Here is a 21130-nt window from a genome sequence, read left to right on the forward strand (position 1 = left end):
AAGATTATGTTTGAATTTGCCCTATTTTTCGCGGCCATTGCTGGAGCGTTCTGGATGGCACATTCTCTAATCAACTTAGTTTCTCGTCCAACGATGAAGACTCAACCGATTAAAATTGAAGCACAGAAAAAGGTGCCTCAACGTCGTCAAAATCGCTTCCCATACTAATTATTTTGTTCTGTAAACTGAGTCCACTCTAGCAAGGCCGCCCTTAGGCCTTGCCACTCCACTACTCCCTCATACAATCCCATACTCTTTCAATTTGTTCGCAATTGAGCTATGGCTAACATTTAAAAATTTAGCTAATTTTCGCGTACTTGGGTACTGAGGATAGAGTTTGCGTAAGACTTCCGCTTCATAGGCCTTTACCGTTTTATCTAGTGAGCCTTCTACAAGCTCAATGCTCATGCTGTCAGCGCTTTGCAGTGGCAAATCCTGAGCTTCGATCACACCATTTTTAGTGACTTGGCGAGCTTGGTAAAGGCAAGACTCCAACTCTTTTAAGTTTCCCGGCCAATAATGCATCTTCAATACAGCAAGCGCGTCTTTGCTGACTCCGACGGTTGGCTCATTAAAGCGCTCACTAGCCTCTTGCAGGATTTCCAGGCACAGACCCTGTAGATCCTCTTTTCGTTCTCTAAGGGGCGGCACAAAGAGCTGGAAAGCACTTAGCATAAAATACAGTTCATCCCGTAAATGGTCTTGTTGTCGTAACGCAGCATCGCCTAAACGCGAGAGACCAATCACTCGGCTTGGCGCTTCCATCTGATACAAGCGACTAGGTTGATCTTTAAGCCAGTCAATCAAATATTGCTGACAATCGTCGCTAAGAAGCTCCACATCATTGATCGCTAACCAGCCGCCCCTCTGTAATTGGCAGGATAAGAGTTCTGGTGTTAGGCTGGCGGCCGCGACAAATTCTAGCACTGCCGCATGCTCTAAATACTGCTGCTGCCAATATTGAAAGATAGCTTCCAACAAGCGCTTTTTGCCAACCGCAAACTCCCCTGTGAGCAGCATAGGACTGTCATTAACAACATAGGCTTTAGCAAACGCCAGACAACGCTTAATCGCTGCACTCTTGGTTAAGCTGGGGTTAAAAAAACCTTGCAGGGCATGCTCTGCATCAGGCGCCTTTCGTAGACTGGACGTTTGGCGTCCCAATCGCTGCGCTGAACGAATATGCACCACCCCGCCAGCACAGACTTGCTGAGCATTTTCGTTACTAACATAAAAAGGTCGCATCTCTAACAGCAGTAGTTGCCCTTTGAGTCTAACGCGCTTCGTCACGCCTCCCTCTAAGGTTGCCCAACCCAGACGCTCAAACACAATACTGGTAATGAACTGGCTTAAGGACTGACCCATTAGCGCCTCTAGCGCCACCCCCAGATCCTGCGCCGCTTGATGCGTTGCCATGGTCACAATCCCTTTAAGATCCACGGCCACAACACCATCGGGCAAAGCCTCCAATAAAGTGTGTAACGCATGTTGCTCCCGCTCTGAAGGCGTATAATGCACCGTTTTCACATCAGTGACGCCACGTAAACGGCGAATGTCTGCGAGTAGCTGTGTTAAATCTTTAAAAGCAATATCATCAAAGCCGATATACAGACAGCCAACGCGGCTGTCCACTTCGATGCGCCGCATATCAATATGATAGGGCACCAAGATATCCAAAATCTCTTGTGCCATTCCGATTCGATCTTCACATCTAACTTCTAAACGCATGCCCTCTCCGCCACCATTTTCAGTGCCTGCTAATCTAGCACACTGCAAGAGAGATGCGACCTTCGTCAATCGAAGAATGGCTTCAAGTTCTATTCATTGAAGAAATACAGTATCATTCACGGCCATTACTAGTCGAAATGGTCTCCCTATGCAGCTCGATAAAATCGACCTTAACCTACTGCGTTACCTTGATTCTCTTCTTCGTGAGCAAAATGTGACTCACGCAGCCAACCAGTTAGGCATCACGCAACCAGCCATGAGTAATGGTCTGCGCCGTTTACGAGATCTATTTCATGACCCGCTACTGGTTCGTACCAGCGATGGCATGATGCCCACCGCTTTGGCGATCCAGCTGCAGCCTCGTGTACGCAGCATTCTACAATCGGTCGATGAAGTACTGCACCTCGGCCACAATTTCGACGCGGGATCTAGCTCACGAGTGTTTCGCATCATGGCGAGTGATTACGCAGAAGCTACGCTTATTCCACCGCTGATGCAAAAATTGCAACAAGAAGCGCCAAACGTCATCATGGATGTCATGAACCCGAGTGATGTCAGTTTTCACGATGTGGAAAAAGGCAAAGTGGACTTAGTGATTAACCGCTTTGAAACGCTACCTCAGTCCTTCCACCAAAAATCTGTTTGGGTAGACCGCTTTTCTTGTTTAGTGCCAAACGACGATCGCTTTGATGAAGTAATGACGCTTGAACAATACCTAGAAGCACAGCACGTCTGGGTAAGTAAGACGGGCTTTGGTGTTGGCGTCGGCATTCAGCCGGAGGAAGTGCAAAAGCTAGGTTGGGTGGATTCCACTTTGGCAGAATTAGGCCACAAACGAAACATCCGCTTATTTACTCGCAGTTATAATGTAGCCATGCGCTCTACTCAGCAGCTTGGCTTAGTAGCGACTCTACCCTCTCTGGCTACGCGCTTGATGCTGGATAGTCCAAATGTAAAAGTAGTCGAACCGCCCTTCGAGATTCCGCCAATCGAACTAAAAATGTTATGGAGCCCTTTGCTACAGCACGACCCAGGGCATATTTGGCTGCGCTCAGCCATTGCCGGCTGCGCTAAGACTATTGCAGAAAAAGCGGATCTTTAGTCATCACTATATCTGTTTTTGAAAAATGAAACGGCGCAGATGAGCGCCGTTTTTTTATATGCAAGAAACTGGCTTAAGGTACAGTATGAAGTCGCACCACGGCTTCCTCTTCATTGGAAACCGTTACCTCTAGGTCAGTAATGTGTCCGTTCTTAATGCTGTAGCACCAGCCATGTACCGTTAGCTCTTGACCTCGCTGCCACGCATTGTGCACGATACTCGTCTGACAAACATTAGCCACTTGCTCAATCACGTTCAGCTCGCACATACGATCAAAGCGCTCATACTCATCAGTGATAGCATCTACCTCTGTTTTATGAATGCGGTAAACATCTTTAATGTGGCGCAGCCAATTATCTATCAAACCATACTCTTTGGTTTCCATCGCCGCTTTAATACCGCCACATCCATAGTGACCGACAACCATAATGTGTTTCACTTGCAACACATCCACTGCATACTGGATCACAGAGAGACAGTTTAGGTCGGTGTGAACAACCACGTTGGCGATGTTACGGTGCACAAACACTTCACCCGGTAACAGATCAACAATTTGGTTTGCGGGTACACGACTGTCAGCGCAGCCAATCCATAAATAGTCAGGCTTCTGTTGCTCTGACAGTTTGTTGAAAAAATTCGGGTCTTCCGCATTGACCTTAGCTGCCCACTCACGATTTTTTTCAAACAGGACACCCAATTTACTCGACATTGTTTTTTCCTTGCTTCTGATACCAGCGCAACTTGATGTCCGCCGTAAGATCTATCTTTTGTAACGCTAATGCAGCCTGCTTACCTTCGTAAGACGCTTTATGAATATGTGGTGTCATGGCCAACAATCGGCCAATATCGTCAGCATTCGTTATAGAAAAGCTAAAACGATGGTCAATTTCATGCTGAAGAACAAACCCCTCAATACCTTCTGAGTGGGTTACTCGATAGGGTTTAATTTCGGGATATAGGATCTGACGTAACTCAATTAAGTGGTCCGCACCGGACTCCACCAAGAGCAGCCAACCTTGATTCGCCAAGATACGCGCAAATTCTGAAAATACAGGAAAGCCAAACGCACACATGACCCAGTCGAAGCGTTGCTTGGCAACCGGTACATGAGCATTACTACCGACAATCCAATCAATACGCTTGCTACGCTTGCTAGCATCCGTGATCGCCCACTTTGAGATATCAAGGCCGACCGCATCTATCACATGAGAAGCCGCTAGCCGCTCGATAATCTGGCGCAAATAATGCCCTTCACCGCATCCCGCATCGAACAAGCGTATTGTATCTAACTGCTGCAGCGTTTCAGGGACGGAAGTCACAATCGCATTAATAATTGGGTCGTAGTAGCCATTCGCCAAAAAGTCGCGTCGCGCGGATACCATTTCTTTGCTGTCACCGGGATCTTTAGAATGCTTTTTTTGCACTGGAAGCAAATTTACATAACCAGTTTTTGCGATATCGTAAGCATGGCCATTGGCACATGTTAATGAACGCTCATGGCGTGTTAACGGCAGCTGATCTAGCGGGCAGCACAGTTGTTCGAGGGCAGACACTCAGACTCCATTGTCTTGGGGAATTGGATTAAGAATGGTCTGAATCTTACCAAAAAGCGAGGCAAAATAATGCGCTATATCACCACTATTTAACGCTTTAACGCCATCTAACGTCCCTCGCTATAGGATTTTCTTTTGTGTGCTAGAGTTGGTACTTTTTAAGATAGGTTTCAAAGTCCAAAGTGGACATCGGCTTGGCGAATAAATAGCCCTGTACTTCCTGACATTGATAACCAGTGAGTAAATTCATCTGTTGGCGACTTTCTACCCCTTCAGCGATCACTTTAAGGTTCAGGCTCTGAGCCATGGCAATGGTCGCTTTGACAATGGCATCATCTTCACCATCCGCGCCTAGATCCTGAATAAAAGAGCGATCAATCTTCAGAGCCTGAATCGGAAACTTCTTCAAATAGGCCAAAGAGGAATAACCCGTACCGAAATCATCAATCGATAAAGACACGCCCATCTCACGGAAACCATGCAATTTTTTAATGGTGCCATTTACATCTGACATCAACATACTTTCAGTCAATTCAAGCTCTAAATACTTTGGGTCAATCCCTGTTTCTTGGAGAATTTGTTGCACCACTTCAACCAAATTAGGCTGTAAAAACTGACGTCCAGAGAGATTGACTGACAAATTGATAGGCGTCAAACCTTGTTCTTGCCACAGTTTTAGCTGCTCACAAGCTCGACGAATAACCCACTCCCCAAGGGGCAAAATCAAGCCACTCTCTTCCGCGATAGGAATAAATTTATCTGGAGTAATCATGCCCCAATCGGGATGATGCCAGCGAATCAAGGCCTCTGCTCCTACCGTTTGCTCATCCGAAGAACGCACTTTAGGCTGGTAGAAAAGCTCAAACTGCCCTTCTTCAATGGCCTTACGGAGACCTCCACCTAAGGTCAGATAGGCGCTAAATCCTTCACTCATGGCATCTTCATACACTCGATAGCCATTATGCGTATTGGCTTTAGAACGATACATAGCGGCATCGGCATTCTTTAACAATGTATCGATATCTGTACCATGTACAGGGTAGCAGGCAATCCCAATACTTGTGGTAATCAGCATTTCCATATCAGAAACAGGATAAGGCTTTACACCAGTTTCATTGATCAAGTTGGCAATATCTTCCAATTCGACAATGTCTTGAACATGCTCAGTGACAACCACAAACTCATCCCCACCTAAACGATACAAAAATGACCGTGAAGGAATGGTCGTTTTAATACGATTAGCAACTTCCTGTAATAGCTGATCACCGATTCGATGACCAAAAGTATCATTGACCACCTTAAAGCCGTCTAAGTCCAGATACATAACGCCAAACATACGTTCACGCTTGTCCGCCGTTGCTTTGGCAATCTCTAATTGTTGATAGAGCAGATTACGGTTAGGTAGATGTGTCAGAGCATCATAATTTTGCAATCGATAGAGCTGAACCTCATAGTCCCGTAGCTCTTGGATATCTTGTGCATACACATCCATATTGCCATTGTCAGGGTTCTCATGAGCTTCCAACTGAAACCAGCGAATGCCTTCAGCGGTGGACAAACGGATTTCTTGATGAAACTCCTTCTCCCGCTGCACACGATCAATAAAATATTGAGCAGCACTTTGCACGGCAAACAGTTCTCGGATGTTTCTAAGCTCAGGAAATAACGTCTTAGCACGAGAACTGAGAAAACAATTCTCACCGCACTTAGCAAAACTCATTAAGATGAGTGAATTCAGACGTTCAGGGATTGTCTTGTTACCGTAAGTGCGAGGCACTTTTTGAGAAATGTTTGGCGGGCAAGGATAAGCCTCGACAGAAAAGCCAGGATGAGCCTCCCCTAACGAGATAACGGTTGCTGTACAACGATACAACTCATCATGCACATCACGGATTAACCAGTGAAAGCACAATAAGGCACTATGTTCGGATTGGCCTAAAAATCGACTTAGATCTTCCTTTAAATCACTATGAATGTAGGTCAAGCCTTCACGGCAAATACCTAAAGCCTCACCAAAGCGTTGCTTCGCAATGGCGTTGCTCCATGACACAGTTCCTTGTGCTACATCTATTACCCAAGCAGCCTTCTTTGGGCTGGGCACTAAGAACTCAACAATGTCAGTCATTTACTAAATTCAAATAAGAATCGAAATCAACCTGTATATATGCCTGAAGCGCAACTCATTTTCAATAGTTACCAGTCATCTGGACAGACAAACAACCAAAAAGTATTGGTTTCGGAAAGATCCGCATATTTACGGCAAGAAAACAGAATAGGTCGATCATCATCCACAAATCTCTGAGATAACTCAACCATAAATTCAGCATTTATGCGTTTTGAAAGATTTAAATTGTTTCTTGGCGTCATCCAATTTGGCTTTTGGGCTTCGTGTAAATCCAGTAGATATGGACCAAGCCTAGGGAGCTCCGACAGCCTGACCCAAGCGGAACATATCGCATCGTCCGCAAAAAATGCAGCATCCTGAGCAGGTACAGAATAAAAGTGCCGCCCATAAATCATCAGGTTAGGCTTTACGTCAGTATTTGTAATAAATTTAGCTAACCACTGTTTACCTTCGGGCTTCGTTAGGATCGTCAACTGATGTTGACGAGCATGGCTGACCTTCTTTGTCAGACTGTCATTTTTATTTGGTCCAATCCAGACATTTGGGTACAAGTCCTGTCGCTCCAAATAGAATTTTAGCGCGATCTCCAGTTGCAATACTCGACCAGCTAAATCTCTCACCAACAAATCCACTTCGCCCAACGTTTTACCTGAAGCATGAATTTGCTCATGCTCCGCTAGCACCTCTAAACTAGTGAAATAAGTCACCGCAAAAGAAAACAACTGCTCAAAATAGGTACCCAGGAAGTGGGATTTAGCGGCCGCCATATGCTCAACTAAGCAATCAGTGTCATCATTCAAGGCAGCTAGTCGCTGACGCCAGTCATTGTCTAAAAAGCCCGCCAGCGGTTCGTCACAGACAAATACCTCACGTGCTTCTAGTATCCACGTAAGATCAGACAACAACTGCTCTGAGGAATACATCACAATGAGCTTGCTCGACTTAAGAAGCGGTCTAACGCATCACAAGCCAAAATTAAATGCTTGATTCGTTTAGGCTCCAGACCACGAAAAGCTTCCTCAACCATCGGAGAAATATGGCAACGCTCAGGTAGCGGATGCTGCTGCTCAATCATTTCTTTAAAGCGCTCAATCAGGACATAACGCAACCACTGTTCAAAAGTCATGGTATCGATACAAAAGGGCTGCTCTGAGGCAAGTGCTCGCATAGAAGGCTGCTTTGTTTCCCACACTTGGACCTCTTGCATCGCCATTTGCAGTTCCAGTATAAGATCTGCCAGTTCAGTGTAACGTTGAATCGATTGGGACAACTGATTTCTCTCCTAAAAAACGGTATGATGCGAAGCTTTTCAAAATCACATCAGTTTGGACGCACATCACTGCTATGCAAAATATTGAATCATTAAGCGATCTTTTCAGTGCCGTTGGGTGCAAGGCGACATTTTATGACGTTGGCCGCTACATTACGAAAATTACGCCGCAACAGGTTATTCAGTTCGATAAAAAGCAACAAGTTTACCCATATGGCTTTCGCAAGCAAGCGTGGCTTGCCTGCGTTCTTACTGAACAACAAACGCAAAGCCATGATGGGCAAGTGGTGTGGTTTTTACGATTACCACTAGATGAATCTGGCAGCCTAAATCTCGGCACTCGCGATCACTTTATCAAAACCATCGTTGATAAGATCATGCACAAAGGAGCAGAACAAGGGGTACAAGAAGCCTTAGAAGATAACCCTTATGCCTTCCAACCTGATCAAGATCGCTTGGCCAGTTTTCATGCAATTCTGGCTCGCGATCTAAAACAACCCGCTTCTCACTACTTGGCAGCGGTGCTGGATTATCTTAAAAGCGATGACTTGAACAATGCAGAAGCATGGAATCAATTAGGCATTCAAGGCTTAGCCGATTTGGCGGCACGCAATAGCGATCGAAGCTTTGATGATTTGATTCTAAAAGCGTTAGAACAAGCCCCTAATGAGGTACGCTTCCCTCTGTGTCATGCTCTAGAACATCACCCGCAAAGTGAGCCTGTAATAAAAGCCATCTGCGAACTGATACAGTCAGAATCGGTATCAACAGCGGATGCCGCTCACTTTGTACGCGCCATAGCACGCTGTGAGTTCGTCACCGACCTATTCATCCCGTTGTTTACCATGCTAGGCGACATCAGTCACTGCAACGATGAACAGTTAGAGTTGATCGCGTCATTGGTAGCGAAATGCCCACACTGGGTGGCTGAACAAGGCCAGTTATTACGTATCATTTTAGAAAAACTGGCCCACCGTGATGATGGCCAGCTCGGCTTTAAACACGTAGTCGCTGAGTTAACCCAACAACCAGAAACACGCACTGAGTGTTGGCATATTTTGCGTTCTGATCACGCCAGCCCTGCGCTACAAAATGCAGTGGCCAACCTTTTCACTCCAGCATCCCAAACGCTTCAGTAATACGTCGATCTTCATACCCGTCAGAATTTAATGGCGGGTATGTTTTGATTCCACCAAGGAGCACATCTCCTGTCGATGCTGTTTAAACTCGTCACTGAGTTCATAATTCCCATCGCCTGTGTGTTGCAACGCCCCACGACTCACTAACGCCTCCAATGTTTTGGGTAAGACTTTCTGACGGCGTTTACCCTTCACAAAGAAATATTGATCATCCACCTGAATCAGTTCAAAACCTGTTTCGAGAAACCCGACACAAAGGTTTTGGGTTGGTGTTAATTTCAATTTCATCGCGTCACCCTCAACCAAACTAATTGATTTACTGAGGTAACTATAGACAAAAATTTGAATAACAGAATGTTATTAGAAGTAAAGGGTAAGCCGATTGCACGATACTTACCCTTTTTTGAGAGTTTACTGAGTGAACACTACCGTCTTGTTGCCGTGAACAAGAACACGATCTTCAATGTGATAACGTAGTCCTCGTGACAGTACTAATTTCTCGATATCTTTACCGAGGCGCACCATGTCGGTTGCTGAATGACTGTGACGTACACGAATCACATCTTGTTCGATGATTGGGCCGGCATCTAGATCAGCCGTGACATAGTGACACGTCGCACCGATTAATTTCACTCCACGTACCGCAGCTTGATGATAAGGCTTGGCGCCTATAAACGATGGCAAGAAACTGTGGTGAATGTTAATTACCCTAAAGCGGTACTTCTCACACAAGTATTCAGGGAATATTTGCATGTAACGCGCCAGTACAATGGTGTCTGCCCCTGATTCATCAATCGCTTTTTCGATCGCTTGAAAAGCTGGCATTTTGTCTTCTTTCGGAACATTAATACAGTGATACGGTATTTTATACCACTCCACCATAGAGCGAAGATCTTCATGGTTGGCAATCACCCCAACAATCTCACATTGAAGCTCGCCTGTGTGCCAGCGATGTAATAGGTCATTAAGACAGTGGGACTCTTTGGTCGCCATCAACATCACTTTTGGCTTATCTTCACTACTGTTGATAAACCAATCCATATCAAATTTTTCAGCGATCTCTGTAAACTCCTGACGAAAAGTTTCAAGATCGACAGTCATGCTTGCCGCATCAATCACGTGACGCATGAAGAACCATTTTTGCTCTGGATCAGTATGATGATTCGCTTCAACAATCGAACCATTTCGTTCATTCAAATATTGGCTGACAGCCGCCACAATACCAACGCGGTCTGGACAACTGATTACTAAGCGGTATGTTTTGCTCATAGTCTCTTTTACTTTTATAAGATCTAGTCCCCCTCACCTTTTAATTAGGAAGTGAGGGGATAAGATAAATGGGGAAAAGTTTTTATGTACTATTTGTGTCGCAAAATCCAGCATTGGTGAATCTTTTGATTACGTTCAAAATCAGGATCTAACGACTGGCGAGTGATATCTTGCACCTCATAACGTTCGCTCAAAGCAGGGTCTAGCTCAAAGCGTCGGTAGTTGTTCGAGAAGATTAACTCACCGTCTTTATGTAATCGCGCCATGGCTAGGTCGATTAGATCAACGTGATCACGCTGAATATCCAATACACCAGCCATTTTTTTAGAGTTTGAGAATGTTGGCGGATCCATAAAAATCAAATCAAACTCATCCTCTGAGTTACGTAACCATTCAAAACAGTCCGCACGCACGATCTTGTGGTCGCGCTCAGAGAATTCGTTAAGTTCTAAGTTACGACGCGACCATTCCGTGTAGGTATTGGACATGTCGACACTCAAAGTACTCTTAGCACCACCCTGCCCAGCATGCACTGAGGCTGAGGCGGTGTAACAGAATAAGTTCAAGAAGCGGGCACCATTGGCTTTATCTTGAATCAGTTTGCGCACCGGACGGTGATCTAAGAATAACCCTGTGTCTAGGTAGTCTTTCAGGTTCACAATGAAATCACAACCATGCTCTTCAACAATCATTTCATGTTGCTGCTGATCGACTTTCTCATATTGGTTTTTGCCCGACTGACGTAAGCGCTGCTTCACCACCACGTTTGTTTCAGGGATGTTTAACGCCATTGGAATCGCTGACACAAGTTCAAACAAGCGTTGTTGTGCTTTGTTTTCATCGACGCTTTTCGGTGCTTGGTACTCTTGAACATGCGCCCAATCGCCATAAATATCGATCGCAGCTGAGTATTCCGGCATGTCCGCATCGTAAACGCGGTAGCAGGTAATCTTTTCACGATCCAACCATTTGCGCAGCTTCTTCTGGTTCTTTTGCAGGCGGTTCACCACCATTTGCGCGCCAGACGATAAGCCTACTTGTTCGCGGCTACCTGCTTTGATGTGCGAGTCTGCAATCGGGAAGCGGTAAGCGCGACACTCCAATCCCCCGTTCAACACACGGGTGCTTTTCTCAGGTCGAATCGGAATTTGGCGCGCTAGGTTCTCGCTACTGGTCAGCAACATCATTTCACCTTCCATGGCATGCTCAATGGCCCAATCTCCCAACTGACGATACAAAGCTACCAGCGCCATCTCATCGCCTAAACGCTCACCGTAAGGCGGGTTGACCATGATTAACGTCGGTCGTTTGTCCCAGTTAAATTCATGTTGCTGGAAGGCCGACATTTGCACGTCAATCACACCCACTAGACCAGCACGTTTGATGTTTTCACGGGCAGCGGCGATGGCTTTTTGTTCACGATCAGTACCTTGGAAGGATACCGTCAAGTCCTCTGGCGCAACACGCTCATTCTTAGCCACATCGTTGAGCTGCTGCCACATGCGGTGATCGTGCTGTTTCCAACCTTTAAAACCCCAATACTGACGGCGGGCACCCGGCGCGATATTGAGGGAAATTAGGGCTGCTTCTACCAAGAAGGTTGCCGAACCACACATAGGGTCCACCAACTGTTGGAATTTACTATCTTTACTCCAGCCTGCACGCAACAACAAGCCCGCTGCTAAGTTCTCTTTCAGCGGTGCCATCGCACCCTGCTGACGATAACCACGACGGTGCATACTTTCACCGGACATATCCAAGCTCAGTACAGCTTGATCACGCTTGATCTTAAGCGCGATACGCAAGTCAGGAGTTTGCTTTTCAACATTGGGGCGGCGGCCGGTACGCTTGGTAAAAAAGTCAGCGATGGCATCCTTAGTACGCACAGCACCAAACTGGGTGTTTCGGATCGCGTTGTTAGTGCCATGGCAGTCAATGGCGATGGTATTGTCCGCATGCATGTGCAAAGACCAATCGATCGCCGCCACGCCTTGGTAAAGTTCATCTGCAGTGGTGACCTTAAAGGTTGCCAACGGCATCATCACGCGTGTCGCCACACGTGACCAAAGACACGCTAAGTACATACCGCGCAGATCGGTGGTCAGTTTTACCTGAGCTTCACCTAGGCGCGTTTCAGTCAACCCTAGATCATGCAGCTCTTTTTCAAGAATATTTTCCAAGCCAATTGGGCAGGTCAACTCCAGCGAGATTGGTTGTACGCTAGCATCGCTAGGTGTCACTTCAGAATTTTGTGTCATGTTTATTACTTTTTGATGAATTTTTGAATTTCGTTAGAGCAAAGTGTTTTTAGACAAACGCCACGCCCTCAACTATTAATTAAAGTTCACTTACTTTGGAAAGAGAACTGAGAGGAACGTATTTATGAAGAAACAAAAACGAGATCTTCATCAAAGAGCGTATGTACGTGGCTACCGAGCTGGCATGGCTGGCCGTTCGAAAGCGCTTTCAGAGCAATGTCATTCGTCCGCTCGTCCTGATTGGTTAGCAGGTTGGAGAGAAGGTCGAGTTGACATGTGGGATGGTCTCACCCCTGTCGACGGCACTTACAAAGCCGCAGGTTTTTCTCAGTAAATCACACTTTATTTGCAGCAAGGCCAGTCACTCGACTGGCCTTTTTGATGTTACTTGCCTAGACGGTTTTTACAAATGTATGCATCCGTTGCGGCAATCGCTTCATGAACCAGTTCAGGACCACGGTAAATGAAGCCTGAGTATATTTGTACCAGTTTGGCACCCGCCTGCAATTTCTCAACAGCATCGGCACCAGACAGAATGCCGCCCACGCCGATTACTGGTAACTCCTTTTGCAGATGATCACATAGTACACGTACCACATGGGTCGACGCATCTTTCACTGGCGCACCACTTAAACCACCCGCTTCGTTAGCGTACTTATGCCCCACTACGGCTTCACGAGATAAGGTAGTATTGGTCGCAATAATGGCATCTACTTTTTGCTCCACTAACGTATCCGCTACCATTTTGATTTCATCGTCGGTCATATCCGGCGCAATCTTCACCGCAAGAGGAACGCGACGGCCATGTTCAGCAGCGTAACGATTCTTCGCTTCAACTAGCGGCGCAATCAACTGCGCTAAGCTTTCGCCAAACTGAAGTGAACGAAGTCCAGGAGTGTTCGGTGAGCTGATATTTGCGGTAATGTAATCAGCGTAAGGAATCACATGTTCTAAGCAAGTTAGGTAGTCTGATGCAGCATCTTCCACCGAAGTGGTTAGGTTTTTGCCGATATTCACCCCCAACACACCTTTGAATTTGTGCTGACGAATACGAGACACCATGTGCTCCACACCTTTATTATTAAAGCCCATGCGGTTAATAATGGCTTCATGCTCAGGCAAACGAAACAAACGTGGCTTTGGATTACCTGCTTGACCTTTCGGCGTGACAGTTCCCACTTCGACAAAGCCAAAACCTAGCGCGCCCAACGCTTCGAATGCATCAGCATTCTTATCCAAACCCGCTGCCAGTCCCACCGCGTTTGGAAATTCAATACCCATTACGTTAACCGGTGTTGCAGCCTCTTCATGCGCATACAGTGGTGTTAGACCAAGACGCGTGGACGCGCCCAGCATATCCAAAGAAAGTTCATGGGATACTTCAGGGTCTAATTTGAAGAGTAGCGAGCGAGCTAAGTTATACATATGGGTAAGCCTAATGTTCTGTGGTGGTGAAGTAGAGAGTTAAAGTATTTTATCAATCTTGACGAGCTTTTTGTTATCGTCGAACTCAATTTCAAAAGCGCCATAGACGCCCTTATGAGTGACGAAACGCTGGAAAATCGATAATGGCAGCTGAATCATTCGTCCATCACGACTTCGTGCTACTAAGTTTTTAACTGAGCCTAGATACATTTCCTTGTACTTATAGGCAGGAAGACTTACGTCTATAGTCACTTTTGCCATAACATGCCTTGAATGCCACGCCTCGTCTTAACAAGTTGTTCAAGAAGAGGTTTAATCTTGAATACATTGCTGGTTATTATATTGGCTTGCAGCGTATTTTGACAGCAGTATAAGGGCTTACAAAGCTATGGAAGCAGTAATTGAACGTCTAAAAGAGCACTTAAATCATTCGATCGTTGGTCAAGCATCTTTAATCGACGATTTACTGGTAGCGCTGATCGCCAAAGGCCATGTTCTGCTAGAAGGACCGCCAGGCATTGCCAAGACCACTGCCGCCAAGGTCTTAGCCAACGCCATCCATGCCAGCTTTCAACGGATTCAATTCACACCAGACTTATTACCCGGGGATGTCACTGGGTCTGATATTTATCAACAGCATACGGGACAGTTTCAGTTCACCCCAGGCCCCATCATGCATGATATTGTGCTAGCGGATGAGATCAACCGCGCCCCCGCAAAAGTTCAGTCGGCTCTGCTTGAAGCAATGGGTGAGCGTCAAATCACGGTGGGCAATGCCACTTATCCCTTGTCTGAGCTCTTTTTTGTCATCGCGACGCAAAACCCAATCGAACAAGAAGGCACTTACCCACTACCGGAAGCGCAATTGGATCGTTTTTTGATGAAGATCCAAGTGGACTACCCAGACCTTGAAACGGAGCTGCAGGTGCTGCACCTGATCCGTGAGCAGGACAAGCATGGAAAAGGTACGGCTAGCGCCCCCGCCATATCACTTGAAGATATTGCGGTGTTACAGAACGCTGCGCTGGGTATTTATATGGCCGATGCGGTTGAGCAATACATGGTGCATTTGGTGATGGCCACCCGCCATCCTAACAAGTATTTTGAAGACGATGGCAACATGGCATCGATGATCGAATATGGTGTCAGCCCACGCGCCACTCTCGCCCTTGATCGCTGCTCTAGAGCTCATGCGGTCATCGCCGGACGTGATTATGTGACACCTGACGATGTTCGCGCCGTGGTACACAACGTATTCCGTCATCGTATTGTGCCATCGTTTCAAGCCATTGCTCAGAACCTCAGCAACGATCAGTTAATCAATATGATCCTAGCCAAGGTTCCAGTACTGTAAGCTATGTATGAGTTAATTAATCCGCCAACGCCTGAACTAAACTGTGAGCAAATTCTTGCTCTTGGCAGCTTTGCTAAGGCACTTGGACAAGCTCGCAATATTCCCCGATCACTTCTTCTTGCAGGCAACTTGCAAAGTAAGAAAAAGGGGCATGGTCTTGAACTGCATGAGATTCGCCCCTACGCAGTGAGTGATGAAGCGCGCCACATTGATTGGCGTGTCACCGCGCGTACTGGAGAGGCTCATACGCGCATTTATACAGAAGACTCAGAACATCGCACCTTGGTGATATTAAGCCTATCTCCTGATGCCTATTTCGGCACCCAAACAACCTTCATTAGCACCCGACTCGTACAACTTGCTGCCCTAATAAGTTGGCGTTGCCGCGCTCAACGAGAGCACGTCGGCCTAGCCATCCAAAGCGGAGAAACGCACTTCACAGCCAACATTCAAGACTGGCAAAAGCTGAGCGCGCAACTGTCCAACAGCACCCTAATCCACCAACGCGAACATTGCACTGAGAGCCTAAGCTTAGTCAATGTAAGCCGCCTAAGAGGATACTCCGTAGTGATTCTAAGTGATCAGTTAACGATCGCTGGACAGAGTCAAGTTGCCTTTACTCAACTGGCACAACACAATCGAGTCCACTGGATCGCCATTGACGATCCGAACACTTTCCGTTTGCCGGATGGCGATTATGTCTTCGCTCAGCCACAGGGGTCGAAAAAAATCCAGATTGGCAAACAGCAAAAACAACAAGCCGAAAGCCGTCATTTACAAAAGCGACAACACCTTGCAGAGTATTTATCAGGACTCGGTGTATTACAGATGACATTTAGCGTCAATGATTCACCCATTGCCATTGCGCGCGAGCTATTGGTACGTGGAGTCATTCACTGATGACAAAATCGATTGAGCTTCCCAATAAAGCCTACATGCTGCCCGACAGCATCCCTGATTGGCCACCTGTTTGGTGGTTTTGGTTAGTGATCGCAGGGGCACTCTTAGCACTGATACTTCTGTTACTAGGCATGTATCACCACTATCGTAAACGCACCTACCGCCGCGAGGCGTTACAGCAACTCAAGCAACACACTGGGTTGAGTGATCTCGCACTGATAGAGCTCTGCCTCACTTTAATGAAACGCTGTTTGATCACTGAAGGCAAGGAAGCATTAGCAAGCCTTACCAATAAGGAGCTACTCCCAGAGCTTGACCGACAACTTAGATCTTCCCGAGTGAAGCTGGTGGATTACGAAGAGTACTTCGTCACTTTAATTTACCAGCCTCACACACAACTCACTGCCACACAACGCCAAGCCATTATCCAGATAACCTCGACATGGATAAGGAGGCACCGTGCTTGATTTACAATGGCCGTGGGCGTTACTGCTCATACCGCTACCGTTCATATTTTGGTGGTTTAGAAAGCCGAACAGCGCTAACGCTACAGCTGTGTATTGGCGTCATAGTGCCTTATTAGAAAACCCGGCCCACACCCAACGCACCTCGACGAATAAGCTGTCGGCAGTATTGCTATACCTTGCCTGGCTCGCTTTAGTACTGGCCATTGCTCGACCAACTTGGCTAGGTAACGCCACCCATATACCTCCAACAGGACGCGATTTGCTCATCGCATTGGATTTATCTGGCAGTATGCAAATCACCGACATGACCCTAAACGATCGGCCCGCTGATCGATTATCCGCCGCTAAAGAAGCACTCGCGCAGTTTATTAAAGCGCGACGTGGTGATCGCATTGGTATTATCGTATTTGGCAGTAAAGCTTACTTACAAGCTCCCCTTAGTTACGACTTAGACACTATCAATCAGCTGGTGCAAGAAAGCCAAATTGGCTTTGCCGGTGAACAGACAGCGATTGGCGATGCCATTGGCTTAGGTATTAAACGCCTAGAAGAACAACCAGCCGACCAGAAAGTGCTGATTCTAATGACAGACGGGGCTAATACCGCCGGACGTGTCAGCCCTCTTCAGGCTGCAAACTTCGCCGCTAAAGAAGGAGTGACGATCCACACTATTGGCATTGGCGCGGAGCAAATGACAGTACAAGGTTTCTTTGGCCCGAAAGTGATCAATCCATCGAGTGATTTGGACGAACCGCTACTCACCAATATTGCCGAACTGACTAGCGGGCGATACTTCCGCGCCCGCAGTACCGAAGAGTTACACCAAGTGTATGACATCCTAGATCAACTGGAACCTACACCTTCAGATGACGTTCTCCAACGCCCTAAAACCAGTCTATTTCATTGGCTAGGAATATTGGCCCTTATGCTTTTTTCCTTAGCGATGATCTGCACAGGTAAACTTGCATTCAAACTTAAGGGGCGAGCATGACAGTATTTGAATGGCTTCATTTTAATCGCCCAACTTGGCTGTTACTTATCCCTATTGTTTGGTTGCTTGCCAGTCTATTCTCTTGGCAGCGCTCGGACAAAGCGCTGAAAACCATCGTAGCAGCGCATCTTCTCCCCTTTTTGACGGATACTAATCACAGTGGATCCATTCAGAAATGGTTGGGACTGGTGTCTATAAGCCTCTTCGTTATTGGCTTGTCCGGCATCAGTTTTTCAAAAACAGAGACCGAATTATACAGTCCTAAACAAAAGACTGTCTTTATTGTGGACCAGTCTTTGTCCTTGTACGCCACAGACGTGCGCCCTAATCGTTTAACACGACAAAAACAAATTTTACGTGATATTTTGAACGGTGACTTAGAGGGTGAAATGGCTCTCATCGCTTATGCTGGCGCTGCTTATGTAGTAAGCCCCTTTACACAAGACCGCAAAACCTTAACGCATTTTCTAGTTGCCCTTGATCCATTAATCATGCCTCTTTACGGCAGCAATCTTGCTGATGCGTTAGACCTAGCCCAACAGCTGATCAATCCAGAAGACACGCCATATACCAGCTTCATTGTATTAACGGATGATATAACCGCTGCAGACGAAGCGCAGCTGACTAAGGTTGCCAACGCCAAGATTAGTCTCGAAATAATCAGCCTTGGTACTGCCGAGGGGGCAACCATGCAACTTCCCGATGGGCAAATCCTTCGCCATGAGGGCATCACCGCACGCGCAAAAACCCCTGTAGAACAAATTGAAAAAGCAACAATCGCTGCTGGTGGTCACTATTATGATCATCAAATCTCTGCCACTCAGTTGGCTCAAGTTGGCCATCACGCCAGCACGGCTCAGCAAGCTACAAAATCCCAGTTCAGCGGCCTTACTTGGCAAGAACAGGGCCATTGGTTCGCCTTACCTTTTTTATGCTGGTTGCTCTGGCAATTTCGCAGCGGCTACATTCTGATGCTGCTGCTCGCAGTTGGCCTGTCGGGCAAAGAGGCCACCGCCTCCCCCTTGGATTGGTTTAAAACCAATGACCAAAGAGCGCAACAAGCTTTTGATCAAGGTGATTGGCAAAGTGCCGCCGAGCTATTTCAAGAGCAACGCTGGAAAGCCGCCAGCCATTATGCCGGCGAGGCCTACGATAAGGCGGCACAACAACTACAGCCTATAGCAAACAGCGCGGCCGATTTTTATAACCTTGGTAATGCTTTGGCACTTCAACAAGACCTTAAAGCCGCAGCAAAAGCTTACCAAGAGGCGCTGGCGCGTCAGCCAGATCTACAAGCGGCTAAGGAAAACCTAAACTACGTACAAAAGCAGCTAGATGAACAAGCTCAGCAGCAACAAGAACAACAGAATCCGCAACAAAGTGACGACTCATCTCCGTCAGACTCGGATACTGATCAAGAGCCGCCCTCCTCACCACAGAAATCTAACGACGATGTAAACAAAAAGCCGCAAAAACAAGACAATAACTCTGAAAATCGGGATAATCAGAAGGATTCCAACGCATCCGATTCAACCCGTTCTGAACCAAACGAGCACTCTCAAGCAGAGCAGCAGCAAGCGCTAGAACAGTGGCTACGCCAGATCCAAGACGATCCCGGCACCCTACTTCAGCGCAAGCTTTGGTATTTGCATCAGGAACGACGCAATGAAAATCGCTTTAATCAAGAGGAAGGGCGACAACCATGGTAGCCAATTCATCACTTCTACTGCGAGCTATACAATGGGCACTAGCATTTCTGCTCGCACTATGTCTGGCAAATTCAGCTCATGCAGACCAAGTCACCGCTGCATTAGATAAGAATGTTGTCGCTGAAAATGAAGTGGTGCAACTCACTATACGTACCGATTTTACTAACACAGGCAATGGGCCAGACCTTACCCCTCTAAAACGCGATTTTGAAATTCTAGGCCGCAGCCAAAACAGTCAATTTAGCTTTAACTTAGGTACGAACCAAGCATTAAATTTTTGGGTCGTCACCTTGATGCCAAAGGCTGTGGGCAATTTCCAAATTCCGCCAATCCAAGTGGGTGATAAGGCTTCCGAGGCCCTGTATCTTGAAGTCAAGCCCGCTCAGCAAATGACTGACCGTAACGGCAACCCGCTGGTGATGCTAAAGTTCAAAGCAAACAAAACAGAGCCTTATGTTCAAGAACAGGTATTGATCACCCTAGAACTCTATAGCGCAGTCAACATTCAAAGCGCCAGTTTATCGATGCCAAATCACCCAAACCTAGTGACTGAACGCTTAACTGATGACCAAATGCGCTATGAAGAGATTAATGGAACTTCCTATCAAATCATGACCCGCGAGTATGTTGCTTTCCCGCAGCGTAGCGGCATGTTAGAACTGAGCAACCAAAGTATTGAAGGGTTAGTCAATACCCGCAATGGCACGCGCAAAATCAATGTCAAAAGCCAGCCTATCACATTGAATGTGCTGCCAATCCCTGCGTCTTATGGTAACTCAAATTGGCTCCCTACGGATGCCGTAGCCATTCGCTCAACCATTAGTAATACCGTTAGCAATCCGCGCGTCGGAGATACTCTGATTTGGGAAATTGATATCACTGCGCAAGGCGTTTTAGGGGAACAACTGCCAACGCTCAACTTTGCGAGCACCCGCGCTTACAAGCTTTACCCAACCTCACCAAGCTTTGAGAGCAGCACATCCATTAACGGAGTCACGGGCCGCCAATCTATGCGCATTGAAGTTGTGCCTACTCAGTCGGGACCGCTGGAGCTACCAACCGTTGAAATTAACTATTGGGACCCGGTATCTCGCAGCGTGAAAAGCGCCAGTGCCAAGGCTCCCGCGGTAGACATCGCACCACTTCCAGGAACAACTGAAACCCCCAATACTAATATCTCAGCGCCGCTTGCTAGCTCGGATGCCAATAGCGATAACCAAACCCAAAATCTACCTCCACAATCCAGTTCCGTAGCGCCAATTTCTTTGGCTAAACCCAAAGCAGCACCACAAACGGAACAGGCAAATTCAGACCAGAATGCTCCAGCACCACTAGAGGTGGTTGTGCAATCAGAGGAAGACGACAGCAATGCATGGAAAGGTTTCTTAGCGGCAGCATTAATTGGCATTGGTGTCATCGGGATTGGTGCGTGGTTATGGGTACGCCGCAAAAACCATTCAAAAGCACCAACTGGAGATGAAGTACCGACTTTGCAAGAATTTGCCCCTTTATCTTCTGCCAACGAAACACTTGCCTACCAAGCACTCATAAATGGATGCCGCGACAATAATTTGGCGACCTTACGTTTAAACCTATTAGAGTGGGCACGCCATCGCTGGGGTGACAATACCATCCGTGGCGTTGACGATATTAAACGTCTAGCAGATACCCCTCATCTCACTCAGTTATTAATGGAAGCAGAACTGGTCATGTATTCTCATACCGCCGCCACCCAGTGGAATGGCAACGCCCTAGCTGACGCTCTCGAAGAGTATGTGACCGGAGAAAAGAAACCTTCACAAGCCAGTCAATTGAAGACGCTTTATCCGAACTTTTAGCA

The 21130-nt window shown here is 46.8% G+C and carries 21 protein-coding genes; 10 read left to right on the top strand and 11 right to left on the bottom strand.

Features of this window, described 5'->3' with window-relative positions; genetic code table 11:
* The first annotated feature begins 6 nt into the window (after positions 1–6).
* On the top strand, positions 7–168 hold the full coding sequence (locus tag ASC49_RS19735; protein ID WP_156085535.1) for a hypothetical protein: 162 nt from the start codon (positions 7–9) through the stop codon (positions 166–168).
* Between the two features lie 69 nt (positions 169–237).
* Here ASC49_RS19735 and ASC49_RS00100 read toward each other — a convergent pair whose 3' ends face one another.
* The gene (locus ASC49_RS00100; protein ID WP_055461178.1) at positions 238–1728 is read right to left on the bottom strand and encodes a TyrR/PhhR family helix-turn-helix DNA-binding protein; all 1491 of its coding nucleotides are present in this window, start codon (positions 1726–1728) and stop codon (positions 238–240) included.
* Between the two features lie 148 nt (positions 1729–1876).
* Between ASC49_RS00100 and ASC49_RS00105 the strand changes: the two genes are divergently transcribed.
* The gene (locus ASC49_RS00105; protein WP_055461179.1) at positions 1877–2830 is read left to right on the top strand and encodes a LysR family transcriptional regulator; all 954 of its coding nucleotides are present in this window, start codon (positions 1877–1879) and stop codon (positions 2828–2830) included.
* 73 nt (positions 2831–2903) lie between these two features.
* Here ASC49_RS00105 and can read toward each other — a convergent pair whose 3' ends face one another.
* From can to ASC49_RS00130, 5 genes are all read right to left on the bottom strand, one after another.
* The gene (gene can, locus ASC49_RS00110) at positions 2904–3539 is read right to left on the bottom strand and encodes a carbonate dehydratase (RefSeq protein ID WP_055461180.1); all 636 of its coding nucleotides are present in this window, start codon (positions 3537–3539) and stop codon (positions 2904–2906) included.
* The gene (locus ASC49_RS00115) at positions 3529–4383 is read right to left on the bottom strand and encodes a putative RNA methyltransferase (protein WP_055461181.1); all 855 of its coding nucleotides are present in this window, start codon (positions 4381–4383) and stop codon (positions 3529–3531) included. Before ASC49_RS00115 ends, can begins: the two co-directional genes overlap by 11 nt.
* Positions 4384–4525: 142 nt before the next feature.
* Positions 4526–6508 carry a putative bifunctional diguanylate cyclase/phosphodiesterase gene (locus ASC49_RS00120; RefSeq protein WP_055461182.1) on the bottom strand — a complete coding sequence of 661 codons (1983 nt, stop codon included), beginning with the start codon at positions 6506–6508 and terminating at the stop codon, positions 4526–4528.
* 68 nt (positions 6509–6576) lie between these two features.
* A complete protein-coding gene (locus ASC49_RS00125; RefSeq protein ID WP_055461183.1) occupies positions 6577–7431 on the bottom strand; it encodes a DUF1853 family protein in 855 nt (284 codons plus the stop codon).
* Positions 7431–7778 (bottom strand): YqcC family protein, encoded by a 348-nt coding sequence (locus tag ASC49_RS00130; RefSeq protein WP_055461184.1) that lies wholly within the window; start codon positions 7776–7778, stop codon positions 7431–7433. Before ASC49_RS00130 ends, ASC49_RS00125 begins: the two co-directional genes overlap by 1 nt.
* 74 nt (positions 7779–7852) lie before the next feature.
* On the opposite strand from ASC49_RS00130, the gene ASC49_RS00135 reads away from it, so the two are divergent.
* Entirely contained in the window at positions 7853–8917 is a 1065-nt protein-coding gene (locus ASC49_RS00135) for a DUF3549 family protein (RefSeq protein ID WP_055461185.1), read from the top strand.
* Positions 8918–8944: 27 nt separating this feature from the next.
* On the opposite strand, the gene ASC49_RS00140 is transcribed toward ASC49_RS00135, so the two are convergent.
* The 3 genes from ASC49_RS00140 to rlmKL all read right to left on the bottom strand — a co-directional run bounded on the left by ASC49_RS00140 (position 8945) and on the right by rlmKL (position 12444).
* A complete protein-coding gene (locus ASC49_RS00140) occupies positions 8945–9205 on the bottom strand; it encodes a hypothetical protein (RefSeq protein WP_055461186.1) in 261 nt (86 codons plus the stop codon).
* Positions 9206–9328: 123 nt separating this feature from the next.
* Positions 9329–10186: a formyltetrahydrofolate deformylase gene (gene purU, locus ASC49_RS00145; RefSeq protein ID WP_055461187.1), complete on the bottom strand. Its 858-nt coding sequence runs from the start codon at positions 10184–10186 to the stop codon at positions 9329–9331.
* An 89-nt stretch (positions 10187–10275) separates the two neighbouring features.
* Positions 10276–12444 carry a bifunctional 23S rRNA (guanine(2069)-N(7))-methyltransferase RlmK/23S rRNA (guanine(2445)-N(2))-methyltransferase RlmL gene (gene rlmKL / locus ASC49_RS00150; protein WP_055461188.1) on the bottom strand — a complete coding sequence of 723 codons (2169 nt, stop codon included), beginning with the start codon at positions 12442–12444 and terminating at the stop codon, positions 10276–10278.
* 124 nt (positions 12445–12568) lie between these two features.
* Between rlmKL and rmf the strand changes: the two genes are divergently transcribed.
* Positions 12569–12778: a ribosome modulation factor gene (gene rmf / locus ASC49_RS00155; protein ID WP_055461189.1), complete on the top strand. Its 210-nt coding sequence runs from the start codon at positions 12569–12571 to the stop codon at positions 12776–12778.
* 50 nt (positions 12779–12828) lie between these two features.
* Here the strand turns inward: rmf and ASC49_RS00160 are convergent, their stop codons facing one another.
* Both ASC49_RS00160 and ASC49_RS00165 read right to left on the bottom strand, forming a co-directional pair.
* On the bottom strand, positions 12829–13869 hold the full coding sequence (locus ASC49_RS00160) for a quinone-dependent dihydroorotate dehydrogenase (RefSeq protein ID WP_055461190.1): 1041 nt from the start codon (positions 13867–13869) through the stop codon (positions 12829–12831).
* Between the two features lie 39 nt (positions 13870–13908).
* On the bottom strand, positions 13909–14130 hold the full coding sequence (locus ASC49_RS00165; RefSeq protein WP_055461191.1) for a DUF2835 domain-containing protein: 222 nt from the start codon (positions 14128–14130) through the stop codon (positions 13909–13911).
* A 127-nt stretch (positions 14131–14257) separates the two neighbouring features.
* On the opposite strand from ASC49_RS00165, the gene ASC49_RS00170 reads away from it, so the two are divergent.
* Genes ASC49_RS00170 through ASC49_RS00195 form a run of 6 tightly spaced genes read left to right on the top strand, consistent with a single transcriptional unit; the run spans position 14258 to position 21128 of the window.
* On the top strand, positions 14258–15223 hold the full coding sequence (locus tag ASC49_RS00170) for an AAA family ATPase (RefSeq protein WP_055461192.1): 966 nt from the start codon (positions 14258–14260) through the stop codon (positions 15221–15223).
* Between the two features lie 3 nt (positions 15224–15226).
* A complete protein-coding gene (locus ASC49_RS00175) occupies positions 15227–16123 on the top strand; it encodes a DUF58 domain-containing protein (protein WP_055461193.1) in 897 nt (298 codons plus the stop codon).
* Positions 16123–16590 (top strand): DUF4381 domain-containing protein, encoded by a 468-nt coding sequence (locus ASC49_RS00180; RefSeq protein WP_055461194.1) that lies wholly within the window; start codon positions 16123–16125, stop codon positions 16588–16590. Before ASC49_RS00175 ends, ASC49_RS00180 begins: the two co-directional genes overlap by 1 nt.
* Positions 16583–17581, top strand: a complete 999-nt coding sequence (locus tag ASC49_RS00185; RefSeq protein WP_055461195.1) for a vWA domain-containing protein — start codon at positions 16583–16585, stop codon at positions 17579–17581. The genes ASC49_RS00180 and ASC49_RS00185 overlap by 8 nt, the downstream gene beginning before the upstream one ends.
* On the top strand, positions 17578–19290 hold the full coding sequence (locus tag ASC49_RS00190) for a VWA domain-containing protein (protein ID WP_055461196.1): 1713 nt from the start codon (positions 17578–17580) through the stop codon (positions 19288–19290). Before ASC49_RS00185 ends, ASC49_RS00190 begins: the two co-directional genes overlap by 4 nt.
* Positions 19284–21128, top strand: coding sequence for a BatD family protein (locus ASC49_RS00195; protein ID WP_055461197.1), 1845 nt, complete (start codon positions 19284–19286; stop codon positions 21126–21128). The genes ASC49_RS00190 and ASC49_RS00195 overlap by 7 nt, the downstream gene beginning before the upstream one ends.
* Positions 21129–21130 lie beyond the last annotated feature (2 nt).

The organism is Marinomonas fungiae (assembly GCF_001418205.1).
GTDB classification, from domain to species: Bacteria; Pseudomonadota; Gammaproteobacteria; order Pseudomonadales; family Marinomonadaceae; genus Marinomonas; species Marinomonas fungiae.

Bases quoted from the DNA above. Each gene is read 5' to 3' on its own strand.
- ASC49_RS00180 (WP_055461194.1), top strand. From the start codon at position 16,123: ATGACAAAATCGATTGAGCTTCCCAATAAAGCCTACATGCTGCCCGAC.
- rmf (WP_055461189.1), top strand. From the start codon at position 12,569: ATGAAGAAACAAAAACGAGATCTTCATCAAAGAGCGTATGTACGTGGC.
- ASC49_RS00160 (WP_055461190.1), bottom strand. From the start codon at position 13,869: ATGTATAACTTAGCTCGCTCGCTACTCTTCAAATTAGACCCTGAAGTA.
- ASC49_RS00170 (WP_055461192.1), top strand. From the start codon at position 14,258: ATGGAAGCAGTAATTGAACGTCTAAAAGAGCACTTAAATCATTCGATC.
- ASC49_RS00105 (WP_055461179.1), top strand. From the start codon at position 1,877: ATGCAGCTCGATAAAATCGACCTTAACCTACTGCGTTACCTTGATTCT.
- purU (WP_055461187.1), bottom strand. From the start codon at position 10,186: ATGAGCAAAACATACCGCTTAGTAATCAGTTGTCCAGACCGCGTTGGT.
- ASC49_RS00165 (WP_055461191.1), bottom strand. From the start codon at position 14,130: ATGGCAAAAGTGACTATAGACGTAAGTCTTCCTGCCTATAAGTACAAG.
- ASC49_RS00100 (WP_055461178.1), bottom strand. From the start codon at position 1,728: ATGCGTTTAGAAGTTAGATGTGAAGATCGAATCGGAATGGCACAAGAG.
- ASC49_RS00195 (WP_055461197.1), top strand. From the start codon at position 19,284: ATGGTAGCCAATTCATCACTTCTACTGCGAGCTATACAATGGGCACTA.
- ASC49_RS00175 (WP_055461193.1), top strand. From the start codon at position 15,227: ATGTATGAGTTAATTAATCCGCCAACGCCTGAACTAAACTGTGAGCAA.
- can (WP_055461180.1), bottom strand. From the start codon at position 3,539: ATGTCGAGTAAATTGGGTGTCCTGTTTGAAAAAAATCGTGAGTGGGCA.
- rlmKL (WP_055461188.1), bottom strand. From the start codon at position 12,444: ATGACACAAAATTCTGAAGTGACACCTAGCGATGCTAGCGTACAACCA.
- ASC49_RS00140 (WP_055461186.1), bottom strand. From the start codon at position 9,205: ATGAAATTGAAATTAACACCAACCCAAAACCTTTGTGTCGGGTTTCTC.
- ASC49_RS00120 (WP_055461182.1), bottom strand. From the start codon at position 6,508: ATGACTGACATTGTTGAGTTCTTAGTGCCCAGCCCAAAGAAGGCTGCT.
- ASC49_RS00125 (WP_055461183.1), bottom strand. From the start codon at position 7,431: ATGTATTCCTCAGAGCAGTTGTTGTCTGATCTTACGTGGATACTAGAA.
- ASC49_RS00135 (WP_055461185.1), top strand. From the start codon at position 7,853: ATGCAAAATATTGAATCATTAAGCGATCTTTTCAGTGCCGTTGGGTGC.
- ASC49_RS19735 (WP_156085535.1), top strand. From the start codon at position 7: ATGTTTGAATTTGCCCTATTTTTCGCGGCCATTGCTGGAGCGTTCTGG.
- ASC49_RS00190 (WP_055461196.1), top strand. From the start codon at position 17,578: ATGACAGTATTTGAATGGCTTCATTTTAATCGCCCAACTTGGCTGTTA.